Source organism: Parabacteroides gordonii MS-1 = DSM 23371 (assembly GCF_000969825.1).
GTDB classification, from domain to species: Bacteria; Bacteroidota; Bacteroidia; order Bacteroidales; family Tannerellaceae; genus Parabacteroides; species Parabacteroides gordonii.
This window is the reverse complement of record NZ_KQ033920.1, coordinates 1,361,336-1,377,461: the sequence shown is the minus strand read 5'-3', so window position 1 is coordinate 1,377,461 and position 16,126 is coordinate 1,361,336. Positions and strand designations below refer to the sequence as shown.

Genomic DNA, 16,126 nt, shown 5'->3' with positions numbered 1-16,126 from the left:
TTGTATTTGTTTTCTGTTTAGACGGATGTTATTCCAGGTTAAAGGCCGTGACCAGTAAATCCAGGATATAGCTGATGAACCGTTCCGGGACAGAAGATATCGGCAACCGTTCCGTCTTGGGCAATTGTACGGTACTGGAGTCTTCCCCTTCTTCCAGCGGAGAGAAATACAACTCCTGCAGGAAGCAGTTGCTTTCTTCCAGTGTATAAGAAAGCTGTACCAGAACGTTCATAGACCTGTCGATGATATAAATGGTCTGGCTGTCTGTCCAATAATTAATATCGGGGTTTGTCGTATCATATATATTACTGATAGAAACATTCCGGCCGGAATAATGGGTGATGGCATCTTCCTGCATTTGAATACTGTCTATGCGGCGTATGGGCGTACTCAGTTGAGGTATGAAAGGAACGATCTCGTAATCGTCCAGTTGCTGTTTCCATTTAGCCAATACTTCGTCGGTCAGTTCCATAGGATGTACCAGCGAGATAACGGCTTCTTCGGGAAGCGTAAATACCTCATCGTTTGCCGTTGTGAAGGAACCGTCTTCCAGGTAACGGAACGACTCCTGCAACTGCCCGTCCTTATATACTCCCCAGATAAGACCGGGCGACAGGTAGCGCATGAACGGATTATCGATAAAGGTAGCTATCCAAGCCTCTTTCGTCCAGGTGCGTCCGTTCCTCAAAGCCATCTCCATCCGTTTCCTCTGGACACGGGTTTGCCGTTTCACTATTTTCTTCATGTCGGCCATTTCCTCGCGGGCCGCTTCCGCTTTCTCCCGGTTATCACCTTTGGACTTAGAGGGGGCGGGAAGCGATTTGCTTATTTTCTTCGTTTCACTTTCTACAACTGACAGGCTGAAGTCCGGCAACAGCGTTACGTGGAAAGTACGGGTATCATAGTCTACTACCTTTTCCGACTGCCGGTTAAAGCCGAAAGACGGAATGGACTGGTCGGCTAACTCTTCGGTGGATAGTCCTCTTTCCGTGGCAATTTGTTTGAATGCTTTCCAGGCTTCGCGTCTGTACATCGTATTAGTCCCCAACACCATCCAGTAGTTGATCAGTTGAAGGGCGGCCGGAGTGGCCTTTATTCCAAGAACGCTCAACGTATATCCTGCAAGGAGTTTACGGTTGGCATTCACCCATGATTTCAATGTAGTATGAAGCTGGTGGATCTGATGTTCCGATGCGTACATGCAATAGGGCATCAGGATCGCCCTTTTATTTGCTTCCGCACCATCGGACAGCCAGAACTGGAGAAGCGTTTCCAGGGCGGCCTGCCACTCTTTCTCTTCCAAATGAGCGGCAATCGCGTCGCAGGCATAGAGACGTATCGGTTGAATGGCCGTCATGTATTCACTGAGAATGAACCGGATCACATGACGTGGTACGTATTCGTCGGCGTTCGTCTCGTTGGCCCAGTGGATCATTGTGTAAGGCCTGGGTGGCACCCAGGCTATCTGCTGGGTACGGTACAGTTCGATATGCTTGCTCGAATAGTCGAGGGCTGCTTTCTTGTCCTTAATTTTGATCCTTTTGGCCGAGGGACGTGTGTCGTCCCAGTAACTGAACATCTGCCGTGCCCAGTTCTGCGTATCTTCGTCCAGTTCCGGAAGCAGTTTCTCCAATATCTTACGGGTTTTCTTTTCCTTGTCGAGTATGATCTTTTCGATCACCCTGCGTATCCACTTGGATTCTTCCTTCAGCAGTCCCAGCAATTGCTTGTAGTCATCGAAGCCGCAATCGAAAAACAGCTTATTCAGCCAGAACAGTTTCTTTTTAAGCGGTATGTCGCTGTACAGGTAATCATACGCCGCCTGTTTGTTTTCGCTGATCAGTTCGTCGATCGGTACTGCCTCTATCGATTTAAGTAGTTGCCAGTCGGATGCGGTATGTGCTTCGCAATAGGTGTCGAACAATGCTGTTAATTCCGGTTGTTGCTTCATCATATATATTATTCTTCTTTCAATACTTCAAAAATACCCAGCACGCTGCAAAGGAAGCGGGCGGGAACACTTTCAGGGGAGAGGATCACGTTACTTTTCGGTTCGTCGTCGGTCGTTTGATCTTCTCCCATACGATACAGAACGACATCACCCAGCGTTACGTCATCGTTGTACTCCTGTCCCATATACATATATTCGAAGTTGAGCTGGGCGGCCATGTTCAGGTACTTGTCCACCAGGTGGAAACAAGTGTAGCTGCCGGCATCCCATACTTCCCCGCGAACCATGTTATGTTTCTTCGCCATACCGCTGATCTTTCCCGATTTGACGATCGAGCCGTTGTAACGGGTGATCTTGTTGCCGTTTGTATCTTTTTCTTCTAAAACAATTATAGGGGCGGTTAGTTGCGGGATCGGTTGTACAATTTCGTAATCGTCGAGTTGTTCTTTCCATCCCGAAAGGACATCTTCCGGCAGTTCGATAGGGTGGACGAGGGTGATACTGGCCTGTTCGGGCAAGGTATATTCTTCCTCATCTACGGTGTTGAACGTGCCGTCTTCCATATAACGGAACGTGCCGGTCAGCTTGTCGCCATCGTACACGCCCCATATCAGTCCGGTTGCAAAACGGTGCATGATCGGGTTTTCTACAAAGAGCTTGTTCCAAGATGCTACTGTCCAGCGGCGTCCGTTCATCAAAACCTTTTCCAGCCGGTTGGTTTGCGACTGCACGGTCGCTTTGATCTGTTTCTTTAGTTCGGAGAACTCTTTCTTGGCGGCTGTCGCTTTCACCTCGTCGTCGTTGGCTCCGGGGGAGGGCATCGACTTGATCGTTTTCTGTTTCTCGTTGTCGAAGATGGAAAGCGAGAAGTCTGGCATCAGGGTAACCGTGAAGTTACGCGGGCCATAGTCGAGCACTTTCTCTCCTGCCTGGTTGAAACCCAGGGTGGGGACGATCTTATCCGATAACTCGTCTTCCGGTATTTCCAGGGCTTTGGCGGCGAAGGTAAAGGCGGCCTTCGCTGCGTTCTTTACCTGGTTGTTGGGAAATTTGACGGAGATACCGTCTATCATCACCAGTGCTACACTTCCCCCGTTCATCGCGATCGCGTTGACAACGAAAGCGGCAATGGCTCCGCGAGAAGCTTCCGCCCAGTCTTTCAACTGCGTTTTCAGCCGGAGTATCTGTGTGTCGGAACCGTAAATGCAATACGGTACCATAATCATTTTCTTCTTGGCTTCTGCTCCGTTCTCTTTCCAGAAGAGATAAATGTTTTCCATCATTTGCTGGAAGTCGGGAGCATGCAACTGCTCTATAATCTTATCGCAGGCCTTTACCTTGTAAGGCTCTTCCAGGCAGAGGTACTCGGAAAGGATATAACGGATGACTACGACAGGCGCTTTCTCCGTCATATCGGCGAAGCGGACGTCGGGAAGCATATCTTCCGGTATCCAGGCAATGTACTTCTCATTGTCTTTATCGTAATTATCGTTACAGAACTCTACCACCGTTTCTTTGGTGAAGGTAAAGTCGGCACCGAACTTCCGTTCGTTGTCCCAGCGTTTGATGATCCGTTTGGCGGCCGACAATGCGTCGCCTTTCATCTTAGGCCGTTCCGCTTCCAGTAACGGGCGGATGGTTTCTTCGTTGAGGCTGATCAGTTCTTCGGCTGTCTTGCGGAGTATCTTCGACTTATTGGAGAGTAGTCCGAGCAACGGGCTGACGTCGCTCATTTTGCAGGTGCCGTAGATCATGTCGAGCCAGTTCTGTGTCTCTTCGATCGAGAGTTCGCCGCTGCTAAGGAGTGCCAGGGCGAGCGGCTGGTTGTTGGTGATATCTTCTTTCTCCAGAATACCTTGCATCCGGTTGGGATTATAGGCATAGGTTTTAAATACCAAGCTATAGGTGAACTGGCTGGCAGTATCCAATAGCAACCGGATACTCTTTTGGGGAGAATAACCTAACCATTTTTTACGTGTCTCAAAGAAGAAATAGGTTATATATCTCGGATTATTGATGGTATTGCTTGTGCGAACCTGAATAAGTAAGATATCGATAAACCGTTTGGACAGTTCCGACCATTCGTACAACAGCGCCAAAGCCCCGGTCAGTAAGACCGGTTTGTTTCTTCCATATCCCCAAACGAAGTCTTCACAATTCTTCAGGCGGTTCTCCCAGGTTGCTTGCGGGGTGGATTCATTCATTGCTGCCGAGATTAGGTTATCGGTATTACCTAGTGGATTTCCCAGGAGATTCAGCATGCAACGAGCCTGTAGTTCTTTGCTTGCTGCCAGCTCTTCCGTTCCCTCGCCATTCTCCAAAAGGATTGCCAGCAGATAAAGGCTGTTTGCCGCTTGCTGGATCGTTTTCGTTGCAGCCAGCATCCGGTAGACTTCCATGAACAGCTCTTTGTTCTCTTTGTACAGTGCGTGAAACATGGAAGGTGCGTCTAGATCGTTATCTTCGGTCAGGATCAGTTGATAATAAACAGCCAGTGGCGCCCCGATCGATTGCAGGAATGCCAGCATCTTATGCGGATTGAGATGGAAGAACAGTGCCCGGGCCGATATCGGATCTTTAAGCAATTGAAGCAGACGTTCTTTCAGTTCGGGGGAGAACTTATAGCTGAAATACAGGATATATACGAAGCTCGGGCCGGAATACCTGTTCGTTAAAACGGTCAGTACCGGCAGATAGCGGGCATATTTCTCCGCATCCTGTTCCAGCAACAGGATAGCCAGGTATAAAGCCAGATAGAACTCGTGCGTGTTGTTCCGCTGTTCTTCCAGTTCTTTTAGTTTGTCGGAGAGAAGCAGGTCGGCAAAAGCTTCCGAGTCGGCCGGACAATATTTCAGTAATATCTGTGCTATCTCGTACAGCTCGGGGCCTTGTGCTTTGTGACGGCTTACCGACTCTTTGATCAGGTTCCTGAAATCGTGGCCGTAACCGATGCGCAGGCAGATCTCCAATTCATCTTTCATTCCCCATTTATGGATAGGGCCGTCGCGACGTATCTTCGAGATAATAACCAGCATGCGGCGTGCCAGTTCCGCATTTTCCCCGTTTAATTCATGTAGAAGCCAACCGTCATAATCGGCATATATCTTCGGGCCCGACATGACCACCTCGGGAGCTTGGTCGATCTTCTCATCCAGATATTCATATACTTTTGGGGTGAAGGCGCATTTATAGTATCCTTGCTCATAGATCCTAGTCCACTGTTCGAGCATTTGTTCTTTTGTCATGGTGTCTTTCTAAAGTTTGCTTTGATTTAACGTAAAAGCAAAAGTATGAAAATTATTTGTAACTTTGCGCGTTCTCAAAGGAATATGGGTGTGAGAGAAAAGATGGTTAAATATTTAAAGTGGCTGCTACCGGTGATCTTCATCGCGTATTATAGCAGTATTACTCTATTTATCCATGTGCACATCGAACACGGCACGACGATTGTCCATTCCCACCCTTTCGGAGCTAAGTCGGGCGGCGCTTGCCACCATCATGCTTCTTTATCCGAAATTCAACTGTTCCATATACTGACCTCTATCAGTGTGGAAGATGGTGCGGTTCATGCTTACCAACTTGATTTCCAGGCAAAACAAATCGCAGAAATAGTAGAGATCCCGGTCTATCCGGATTATCTGGTTCCCGTCAGAGGGAAGCTTTCTCTTCGTGCCCCGCCTGTCTTCTGATAAAAATATCCGTTATTTCTAATCGTAAGGGTGCTTGCTGCTAATGCAAACGTCCCGTACTTTTAATTTTTCGACCTGGGTAACAAACGTTTTTGACCCAGGTGGTAAACGTTTTCGACCTAGGTGGTAAACCTTTTTGACCTGGGTCAAAAATATAAAACGTCCGGTGCTTTCAATTAGAAAGTGCCTGGCTTTGGATTAGTATACTATATATTTATCAGAACAAATCGCAATGAATAAGATTATTACACTTATACTTTGCCTGTGCTGTGCCGTTACGTCAGCATGGGCGGATGATGCCCCCAATTTGAACCCTTCGGATGCCAATATCGTAGGACATATACTGGATAAGAAAACCGGTGAGCATCTTTCTTTTATCAACGTATTCCTGAAAGGGACAACGATCGGTACGTCTACCGATGCTACCGGCCATTATTATCTGAAGAACCTGCCGGAAGGGAAGTTTACCCTGGTGATGAAGACGCTGGGATTTAAGACGATAGAAAAGCCGGTTACGCTGAAGAAAGGGAAAACCCTGGAAGTGAACTTCGATGCGGAAGAAGATCTGGTGACACTGGACGGTGTCGTGGTGTCGGCCAACCGTAACGAGACAACCCGCCGGTTGGCTCCTTCACTGGTGAATGTGCTCGACTCGAAGACGTTTGAAACGACGCATGCTACTTCTCTGGCCGACGGTCTGAACTTCCAGCCCGGTGTACGTGTGGAGAACAATTGCCAGAATTGCGGTTTTCAGCAGGTGCGTATCAATGGTCTGGAAGGCCCTTATACGCAGATACTGGTAGACAGCCGTCCTATCTTCAGTGCCCTGACAGGTGTGTACGGACTGGAACAGATTCCGGCCAATATGATCGAGCGTGTAGAAATTATGCGTGGGGGAGGATCGGCCTTGTTCGGTTCTTCCGCAATTGCCGGGACGATCAATATTATCACTAAAGAACCGTTGCGTAACTCGGCACAGATCGCCCATTCATTGACAATGGTTGGCGGCGAACGGGCGGATAACAATACGACTGTCAATGCTTCACTGGTGACGGACGACCATAAGGCCGGTATTTATATGTTCGGCCAGAACCGTTATCGCGGTGCTTACGACCATGATGGCGACGGGTACACGGAGCTCGGCAAGCTGAATGCCCGCACGCTCGGTTTCCGTTCTTATCTGAAAACGAGTACTTACTCCAAGCTGACTTTCGAGTATCACAATATCAATGAGTACCGTCGTGGTGGCGACCTGCTGGACTTGCCGCCCCACGAAGCGAATATTGCCGAGCAGACCGAACATAATATCAACGGTGGCGGATTGAAGTTCGACCTGTTTTCGAAAGATTACAAACACCGTCTGAATGTCTATACTTCAGCGCAACATACCAAAAGAAACAGTTATTACGGTGCCGGAAAGAACCCGAATGCCTATGGCAGTACGACGGATATGACTTTCGTTGGCGGTGCACAGTATTCGTATGAATGGGAGAAGTGTCTGTTTATGCCTGCCGAATTCACCGGGGGAGCCGAATACAATTATGATGATTTGCAGGATAAGATGTTGGGTTATCACCGTACGATCGAGCAGACGGTGCATATCGGTAGCGTCTTTCTGCAGAACGAATGGAAGAATGAGAAATGGAGTTTCCTGGTCGGTGCGCGTATGGATAAGCATAACCTGATCGATCATGCGATATTCAGTCCGCGTGCCAATGTACGTTTTAACCCGACCAGCGATATCAATCTGCGTATGTCTTATTCCAGTGGTTTCCGTGCTCCTCAGGCATTTGATGAGGATTTGCATATCACGGCTGTGGGTGGCGATGTGGCGATCATCAGCATTTCTCCTGACCTGAAGGAGGAAAATTCACAGAGTATCAGTGCTTCGGCTGACTTTTACCGTCGCTTCGGCCCGGTGCAGACAAACTTTCTGATCGAAGGTTTCTATACCGATCTGCGTAATGTGTTCATCCTGGAAGAGATAGGGCGCGATGATGATAACAACCTGTTGATGGAACGCCGTAACGGAAAAGGTGCCCGCGTGATGGGTATCAACCTAGAAGCAAAGGCGGTTTATTCGTGGATGCAGCTACAGGCGGGTGCAACGATCCAGCGCAGTCGTTATAAAGAACCGGAAACATGGAGTGAGAATGAAAATATAGCTCCTCAGAAGAAGATGTTCCGTTCGCCGGATGTATACGGTTACTTCACCTCTTCCTTCACTCCGGTGAAACGCTTTACCGCCTCTTTGACGGGTACTTATACCGGAAGCATGCTGGTTCAGCATCTGGCCGGTTATATTCCCGAAGACAAGGAAGAAAAGACAAAAGACTTCTTTGACCTGAACGTGAAGGTGGCATACGATTTCCCTCTTTACAAGTCTGTTACTTTGCAGGTGAATGCCGGTGTGCAGAACATCTTCAACTCGTATCAGAAGGACTTTGATAAGGGGCCGGAGCGTGATGCCGGTTATATTTACGGCCCGGGTATTCCGCGCAGTTATTTCATAGGCTGTAAGATCAGTTACTAAGTTGGTTGGCAGATAAAAGAAAAGGCCGATGGAAGTTTCTGTCGGCCTTTCTTGTTATTTTAATCGTTTGCTAAACTCTTTCGGATCCTGACTGTTGGACCAAATGTCAGCAATATGGATAGTCTCTTTTTCTACATAGTAAATGATTTTATGGTTCTTATGTTCCACGAAGGAACGATAATTTCTTTTACATGTTTCGGTTTTCAGTTCAATAGGCTGTCCCATATTGGGATTTAATGCCAGCAAGTCGGTAGCCTCTAAAATATCATTTATGAATTTGTCGGCTGCTCTGACACCCATTTCTTTTTTATACCAGGCATAAGTTACACGAGCTTTCTTTCTTGCTGTACGTTTCCATTTAATGATTAAAGGTTTCTCCATGAAGCAGCGGCTTTTCGCATTTCTTCCTGTGTATAATAAACCGGATCGGTCTCTGCCACCATTAATCTTTCTATTTTCTCCTCGTCAGTAAATGGGCGCATAGCATTTTCAATCTCTTCGTCAGTGACGATGTCGATGTCATCCACTTTACTGGCACGTGATATTTTGTATCTGTTGGATGCGATACGTTTAATGTACTTTTTTACCTTCTCGAGACTCTCTGTGTCAAGGTTGACGATTTCGTTGAACAGTTCCAAACGTTCACCCTGTAATTCCATTGCTTTCATATTTTTACTCCTTTCGGTTTTGATGAAGTACAAATGTATTTATTTTTTCGGAAAGAAGCTATAAAATAGCACTTTTATTCAGGAGGCTTAGGTCGCACGGCAACTATACTTGGTGAAGCGCAACCTTACGGAGCGGCAGAATGTCCGCTCCGGCATAATTGTGGCGATTCCGTGCAACCTGATACCATGTCGCTCCCGGATCGTTCTATCCTTTTAAACTTTTATTTATATCTTCAATATAACTGAGAATCTCTTCGCGTCCTTCCTTTTTCTCGGAGGAGGAGATTAGGATAGGAGGCAGTTCTTCCCAGCTCTCCAGTAACTTGTCCTGATAGGCTTTCAGGTTTTCTTTCAGACGTCCTTTGCTTATCTTGTCTATCTTGGTAAAGATGATTGAGAAGGGTACGCCATTCTCTCCCAACCATTCCATAAATTCAAGGTCGATCTTTTGTGCTTCGTGGCGACAGTCAAGCAGCACGAAAAGGTTGGTCAACTGTTCGCGTTCCAGAATATAATCTTCGATGATCCGTTGAATGTTTTCCCGTCCTTCTTTTCCACGTTGGGCGAAACCGTAACCGGGAAGGTCGACCAGGAACCAGTTGTTGTTGATCATGAAATGATTGATAAGTAACGTTTTGCCCGGCTTTTGTGAAGTCATGGCCAACCCTTTCTTTCCGGTCAGCATATTGATAAGGGAGGATTTGCCGACATTACTTCGCCCGATAAAGGCATACTCCGGAAAGTTTCCTGCGGGGCACTTCTTTACGTCAGTGTTACTGATAACAAATTCTGCACTTTTAATTTCCATCTTAGTTAATCTTTTATTGATTTATATTTTATCGAGGCAGCCCATAGTCCGAAGAAGGTGATGGCACCGTTTACCATCAGCATTTCGTAACCGAAAGCATAGCCTGTATATTGTTTCACCAGATAATCCGTAGCAAAACAGATCAATGGTGAGAGTATGCATATATAAGGAACATATTTGTCGCGTGGATGTTTCTTTGTGAACAATCCAAAGACAAATAATCCGAGCAAAGGGCCGTACGTATAAGACGCAATCATGTAGATCGCATCGATCACGCTGCGGCTGTTTACGGCCTTAAAGATAAGGATTATTATCGCAAACAGGATCGAAATAAGGAAATGAGTCATCAGGCGGGTACGTTTGGCCTTCCGGGCTTCTTCTTTCTCCACTCCCAGAATATCAACACAGAAGGAAGTGGTAAGCGCCGTCAATGCCGAGTCTGCGCTGCTGAAGGCTGCCGCAATGATACCGATCGTAAAGAAGATCAGGATTGAATGTCCCAGTATACCAGAAGTACAGAACATCGGCAGGATATCGTCATTCAGCGCAGGCAATGCAATATTCTTTTGTGCCGCCAGCGATAGTAACAGAACGCCCAGCGAAAGAAACAGGAAGTTGACCGGCGTAAAGGCAAAACCGTAGGTGTACATATTCTTTTGCGCATCCTTCAGGCTTTTGCAGGACAGGTTCTTCTGCATCATATCCTGATCGAGTCCGGTCATTACGATAGTGATGAAGATACCGCTGAAAAACTGTTTGACGAAATGCTGTGTACTATGCCAGTCGTCGAACTCAAAGATACGGAAGTGCGGGCTGTCTGCAAGGGTCTGTATCATGCCGCCCATATCCAGTTCCATACTGTCTTTAACCTTCCAGATGATAACGACCAGCATGGCAACCAGGCAAAGCGCCTGAAGCGTATCCGTCCAGATAATCGTTTTGATGCCGCTGCGATACGTATACAGCCAGACAAGGAAAATGCTGATAACGACAGTTACCCAGAAAGGTATATTCCAGGTACTGAATACATAATGTTGGAGGATCAGTACCACCAGATAAAGTCGTGCGGCCGCTCCCACGATCTTGGATAGAAGGAAGAAAGAGGCTCCTGTTTTATAACTTCGCCGCCCGATACGGTCGCCCAGGTAGGAATAGATAGAGGTCAGTTCCAGCTTATAATAGAGCGGTAGAAGGACTTTGGCGATCAGTATGTATCCGAAGAAGAAACCTAAGACCGTTTGCATATAGGTCATATCGATACTGCGCACCATTCCCGGAACGGATACGAAGGTCACCCCTGAAAGTGATGTCCCGATCATTCCGATAGAGACGATATACCACGGTGACTTACGGTTACCCAGAAAGAAAGCGTCATTGCTGCTGCTTTTTCTTCCCGTGATCCATGCAATGAGTAGCAGGATACCAAAATAAATTGCAATGATGGAAAGGATTATATAGCTATTCATTCACCGATACTTATTAAGTAGAGCAAGGGAGCGGACTCCCTGTCAAATGTTCGGTTACAAAGATAAGGATAAAAACTGAAAAATAATTTAATCGGCATAATTCCCCCTTTCGTGGGGAAAATACACCCGTTAATCTATTTTGTTTGTCACCTTCCGGCTTTGTTTGTTCCTTTGTAACCGTTAGAGCTCGTGAGAGTCAAGACAAACCAGCTACGACTTGTAGCTGATAAGATAGGTAAACACAAGAAAAAGGCTGCTATCGTGAGATTAGCAGCCTTTTTAGTTGATGGTTATCAAGTGATTCAATATCTTTTCTCTATCTGTGTCCCCCGGAAATAATGTGCCAGTATCCTTGTGTAAGGATATCCTTTTGCACCCATTACCGCGGCTCCGATCTGGCAAAGTCCTACGCCATGTCCCCAACCGGCACCTGTAAGAACGAAACGTTGGGGGATATTGACACGGATATCTTCTCTGTCTACTACGAAGGCCGAACTGTAAAGATGTGTCTCCGACAATGTACGCCGTATTTCCAGTTCCTTGCCGATCGTGTACACCCGCCGTGTCCCTACGATCTGTAACTTTTCGATACGGCCGGAAGTTCCCCTTTCGAGCGGGATAAGATCCAGTATCTCGCCGAAGTCGATACCGCTTTTACGGTGGATCAGCTCGGCCAACTCCTGTTGCGTATATGATACTGTCCAGCGATAGAAATGCATTGTCTCCTGATCATAGTTGTTCAGTACCTGCAATAATATCCTGTTGTCGGTCGTGTTGCAAAAGGCTTTGGGAGAGTTGCGTATCCACATTTCAGCTTCCGTCGGATCGGTCAGGTCGGGATAAGAAGTCTCTTTGCTGTCGCGTACAGCAGTCAGATAAGTGTGGGGCACAGGCTCCCAGCAATGTTCGAACTGCTCGGTTACGCCTCCGCAACATTTGGAGAAGCGGGCATCGCAAATCGATTCGCCGTCTGTCAGTACTTCACCGCGCGTTTCCTCGATCGCTTCCCGTACAATCGGTGTCGAAGCACGGGTGATACCCTGATAGCGCTGGCAATGATCGTCGGCACAGACATCGAACATCGTATGATCTTCGCGGTCGTACCAGCGGATCAGCAGATCTTGTTCGCGGTGGCAGCTCTGGTATTTCTCCGGAGCACCGCCTAAACGGTATGTCTTCTCTATCTGTGCCAGCAACCAACTGCGTGAAATCACGGCATGTGCTTTCAGTAGCTCTTTCGAGGCTCTGGCACTCATCTCTGACGAGATCACGCTGATCAGGTATTCTTCCACATCGATACTGTTGATAACAACAATGCCTTCGTTTCCCGCCACCAGGTTAAGTGAGCCTTTAAAACGCTGATCTTCCTGCCGTTGCCAATGGAAATCAATTCCGATCGTAACGGCCTTCAGGTCGAATGAGGAGGCAGGCGAAGCCGGTTCAAAGAAAAGTTCTTTGTACAGCTTGCCGTTGTACACAATATTTCCGTTTACGAACAACGCCCGTTGTTCACCGGTCAGGAAGGTACTGCTCTCCGTGTGGATATACTCTCCGTTGAACACGAAAGAGACAGCCTTCTGCGTCATAATCCCAACATTAACTAGCGGTGCATCCATTATTTATCTTATTCTTTTTTCGCTTTCATTGAACTTATTGCCAGGTAAGCCATCAAGGCTATATACATTACAACAGCCAGCGGCTCGGCAAAGTTCCCTTCCAGCCATTTCTCATTGACAAGGTTCACGCCACCGAAACGTAGGGCAGCGCTGATAACGCCCATCAGGGCTCCTCCGGCAATAAAACCGGAAGCAAGCAGGGTTCCTTTTTCCAGACGGGCTGTGTTGAGTGCCTGATCTTTACTGCGGCTTCCGACATACCAGCTGATAGCTCCGCCGATCAGCAGCGGTGTGTTCAGTTCCATCGGGATGAACATACCCAGTGCGAAAGCCAGTGCCGGGATCTTACAGAAGTTCAGGACGATAGCCAGCACGGCTCCGATACCGTACAGCACCCAGGGTGCTCCCGAGCCACTCATCAGTGGCTCGATAACTGCTGCCATAGCGTTTGCCTGCGGTGCAGCCAGTTGTCCGGTGGTAAAACCGTACGTCTGGTTCAGGATCAGGATCACACCGCCAACAGTAGCAGCGGATACCAGCGTTCCGAGGAATTTCCATGTTTGTTGCCTGGCCGGTGTGCTTCCCAGCCAGTAACCGATCTTCAGGTCGGTGATGAAACCGCCTGCCATAGACAATGCCGTACAGACAACACCTCCGATAATCAGTGCCGATACCATACCGGCTGTTCCCTTCAGCCCGGCAGCAACCAGGATGATAGACGACAGGATGAGCGTCATCAATGTCATACCTGACACCGGATTTGTCCCTACGATAGCAATGGCATTCGCCGCAACTGTCGTAAACAGAAACGCGATGATTCCAACGATCAGTAGGCCGATCAGTGCATAATACCAGTTGTCGAGCACACCGAAATGGAAGAACAGGTACGTCACGATCAGTGTTGCGAAGATGCCGATCGTAATGATCTTCATCGATAAATCTTTCTGCGTACGAACCGCTTCGGTATCAACCTCCGTATTTTTACCTTTCAGTTCTTTGGCTGCCAGACCGACCGCGCCACGGATTATTCCCCATGATTTGATAATACCGATCACACCGGCTGTAGCAATACCACCGATACCGATATGACGGGCGTAAGTCGTAAATATCTGTTCTGCGCTCATGCTGCCTACGGTGGCTGTGATCGCGTCATTCCCCAAAGTCAGTACATCTGGCCCGAAGAAGGCGGACATCAACGGGATGATGACCAACCAGACAAGGAATGATCCGGCACAGATGATCATCGAGTATTTCAGTCCGATGATATAACCGAGTCCCAGCACGGCAGCTCCGGTGTTTACTTTCAGCACGACTTTCGCCTTATCGGCCAGCATTTCACCGACCCCTACGATACGGGTGCTTATCGTTTCGCTCCACCATCCGAAGGTAGCAATAATAAAATCGTACAGACCTCCGATCAGACCGGCCAGGATAAGCGGTTTTGCCTGGCTGCCGCCTTTCTCTCCGGAAACCAGTACCTGTGTAGTAGCCGTTGCTTCCGGGAACGGATATTTACCGTGCATGTCCGAAACAAAGTATTTCCGGAACGGGATCAACAGCAGTATGCCGAGGATACCGCCCAGCAACGAACTCATAAACACTTCAAAGAAGTTGATCGTGATCTCCGGATATTTATCCTGCAGGATATAAAGGGCGGGAAGCGTAAAGATAGCTCCGGCCACGATCACGCCGCTACAAGCTCCGATAGACTGGATAATCACATTTTCCCCCAGCGCGTTCTTTCGTTTGAAACCGCTCGACAGCCCGACGGCGATAATGGCGATAGGGATGGCGGCTTCAAATACCTGTCCGACCTTCAATCCCAGATAGGCTGCTGCCGCACTGAATATCACGGCCATAACCAGCCCCCAGAAAACAGACCACGGGGTCACTTCCTTGTATTGCTTGCCTGGCGACATGATAGGGTTATACACTTCTCCTTCCTTGAGTTCTCTGTAGGCATTTTCGGGTAGTCCGCTTACCTTTTCTTCATCTTCCTTCTTCACGGTGATTACTTATTTAGTTAGATTTAATCCGTTGTTAGTACTTACAAGATTACAAAGCTAGGTTATTTCTTTTAATGCACAAAAGAAATTTACTTCTGATAAATTTCTTTCGTTGCGATAGGGGTTTTGAATTTATTCGTGTCTTATCGATATAATCATAAAATAAAAGATAATGAAAAAATTAGTACTTTGTATTTGTTTATTACCAGTTATTAGTTTTGCCCAGCAAACGTCGGGGCATTTTTTGAAAGTGTTTAACCGGACAACACAAACCGTTTCATCGTTAAGGATGGCGAATACAACCTTGGATTCGACGTATACTTATCAGGGGAGTGATAATAAGTTGACGGATATCGCCTATTATACTTATGATGAATCCGGCAGACAAATAAAGATGGAAACGAAGTCTGTTTATAGTTCTGACGGTGACCTGAGTCTTTCTTCGAAAACAGAATATATTTATCCTGAAAACATTGAAAATACTTCTTATGAAACGGAAGAAAGAGCTTATTCCTATAAAGACGGGGAGTGGATGCCGGTTTATAAAACTTTCAATACTTATAATGCTTCTGCTACCCAAACAGCAATGAGAAGTTACCGGAATGAAAATGGCGAATGGGTGAAAGACTGGGTTTGGGAGACTGCTGAGTCTGACGATAAAGGAAATCCTCTGGTTGTGATGGATACTACTTTCCATGCGGATGGAAGTCTCGAAATTTATAAAATGGATGCAGTTTATAGTGATGGCGGTCTTGTTTTAGGCGGAACTAATTACGACTGGAGTGAAGAACTGAAGGATTGGATCCCTTCACAAAAGGCACAACTAACCTATGACGATCAGGGTAATGTAATCAGTCAATATACTGAATTTATGGAAGATGGTGAGTGGATCTTTGGTTTTGAATATACGTATCAATATGATGAGCATCGGAATATGATACGTGAAACGGATAAGGAAAACGATGGCTTTACTCTCTATATTCGGTTCCAGAATTTCTATTCCGACAATACGATTACACATAATGAAACTATACGAGTTGATCGTGATTATAAGATTGCAGTGAATTCTTCTTCTCGCACCCTGGAATTTGATTTAGGAGATATTGAGGAAGGAAAGGTAAGCATTATAAATGCATCCGGTGCTATTGTCCGTCGGGAAACAGTTCGCAACAGTCAGCATAGTATTCCCCTAAATACTCTTGCTTCCGGTTTTTATATTATTCATGTTTATACCTCTCAGGGAGAACAGTCCCGTCGGGTAATTATTCGATAATATAGAATTCTGTCTACAGAGTGTCTTATACTGAATAGGGTTTACACCCAGTGTAACCATAAAGTGTAAAAAAATGCAAAATCGTAAGAAATGTCATTATGAAGAAAGTTTCAAAT

Annotated in this window: 11 protein-coding genes; 3 read left to right on the top strand and 8 right to left on the bottom strand. The window is 46.9% G+C overall.

What is annotated here, in order from left to right; all coding sequences use genetic code 11:
* Positions 1–28: 28 nt before the first annotated feature.
* Positions 29–1,954 carry a DUF4132 domain-containing protein gene (locus HMPREF1536_RS22830; protein WP_044192843.1) on the bottom strand — a complete coding sequence of 642 codons (1,926 nt, stop codon included), beginning with the start codon at positions 1,952–1,954 and terminating at the stop codon, positions 29–31.
* A gap of 5 nt (positions 1,955–1,959) precedes the next feature.
* On the bottom strand, positions 1,960–5,196 hold the full coding sequence (locus HMPREF1536_RS22825) for a DUF4132 domain-containing protein (RefSeq protein WP_028728803.1): 3,237 nt from the start codon (positions 5,194–5,196) through the stop codon (positions 1,960–1,962).
* Positions 5,197–5,241: 45 nt separating this feature from the next.
* Between HMPREF1536_RS22825 and HMPREF1536_RS22820 the strand changes: the two genes are divergently transcribed.
* Together HMPREF1536_RS22820 and HMPREF1536_RS22815 are read left to right on the top strand one after the other, a co-directional pair.
* Positions 5,242–5,640: a hypothetical protein gene (locus HMPREF1536_RS22820; protein WP_081693370.1), complete on the top strand. Its 399-nt coding sequence runs from the start codon at positions 5,242–5,244 to the stop codon at positions 5,638–5,640.
* A 232-nt stretch (positions 5,641–5,872) separates the two neighbouring features.
* Positions 5,873–8,173 (top strand): TonB-dependent receptor, encoded by a 2,301-nt coding sequence (locus tag HMPREF1536_RS22815; RefSeq protein ID WP_028728801.1) that lies wholly within the window; start codon positions 5,873–5,875, stop codon positions 8,171–8,173.
* Between the two features lie 54 nt (positions 8,174–8,227).
* On the opposite strand, the gene HMPREF1536_RS22810 is transcribed toward HMPREF1536_RS22815, so the two are convergent.
* The 6 genes from HMPREF1536_RS22810 to HMPREF1536_RS22785 all read right to left on the bottom strand — a co-directional run bounded on the left by HMPREF1536_RS22810 (position 8,228) and on the right by HMPREF1536_RS22785 (position 14,737).
* Positions 8,228–8,554 (bottom strand): type II toxin-antitoxin system RelE/ParE family toxin, encoded by a 327-nt coding sequence (locus tag HMPREF1536_RS22810; RefSeq protein ID WP_028728800.1) that lies wholly within the window; start codon positions 8,552–8,554, stop codon positions 8,228–8,230.
* Complete coding sequence (locus HMPREF1536_RS22805; RefSeq protein WP_225608045.1) at positions 8,539–8,841, bottom strand: hypothetical protein; 303 nt, start codon at positions 8,839–8,841, stop codon at positions 8,539–8,541. Before HMPREF1536_RS22805 ends, HMPREF1536_RS22810 begins: the two co-directional genes overlap by 16 nt.
* Before the next feature lie 205 nt (positions 8,842–9,046).
* On the bottom strand, positions 9,047–9,649 hold the full coding sequence (gene yihA, locus HMPREF1536_RS22800; RefSeq protein ID WP_028728798.1) for a ribosome biogenesis GTP-binding protein YihA/YsxC: 603 nt from the start codon (positions 9,647–9,649) through the stop codon (positions 9,047–9,049).
* A gap of 5 nt (positions 9,650–9,654) precedes the next feature.
* On the bottom strand, positions 9,655–11,115 hold the full coding sequence (locus tag HMPREF1536_RS22795; protein ID WP_028728797.1) for a sodium:solute symporter: 1,461 nt from the start codon (positions 11,113–11,115) through the stop codon (positions 9,655–9,657).
* 302 nt (positions 11,116–11,417) lie between these two features.
* Complete coding sequence (locus HMPREF1536_RS22790; RefSeq protein WP_028728796.1) at positions 11,418–12,731, bottom strand: SpoIID/LytB domain-containing protein; 1,314 nt, start codon at positions 12,729–12,731, stop codon at positions 11,418–11,420.
* An 8-nt stretch (positions 12,732–12,739) separates the two neighbouring features.
* Positions 12,740–14,737, bottom strand: coding sequence for an OPT family oligopeptide transporter (locus tag HMPREF1536_RS22785; RefSeq protein ID WP_028728795.1), 1,998 nt, complete (start codon positions 14,735–14,737; stop codon positions 12,740–12,742).
* 172 nt (positions 14,738–14,909) lie between these two features.
* Here HMPREF1536_RS22785 and HMPREF1536_RS22780 point away from each other — a divergent pair, with 172 nt between their 5' ends.
* Positions 14,910–16,010: a T9SS type A sorting domain-containing protein gene (locus tag HMPREF1536_RS22780; protein WP_081693369.1), complete on the top strand. Its 1,101-nt coding sequence runs from the start codon at positions 14,910–14,912 to the stop codon at positions 16,008–16,010.
* Positions 16,011–16,126 lie beyond the last annotated feature (116 nt).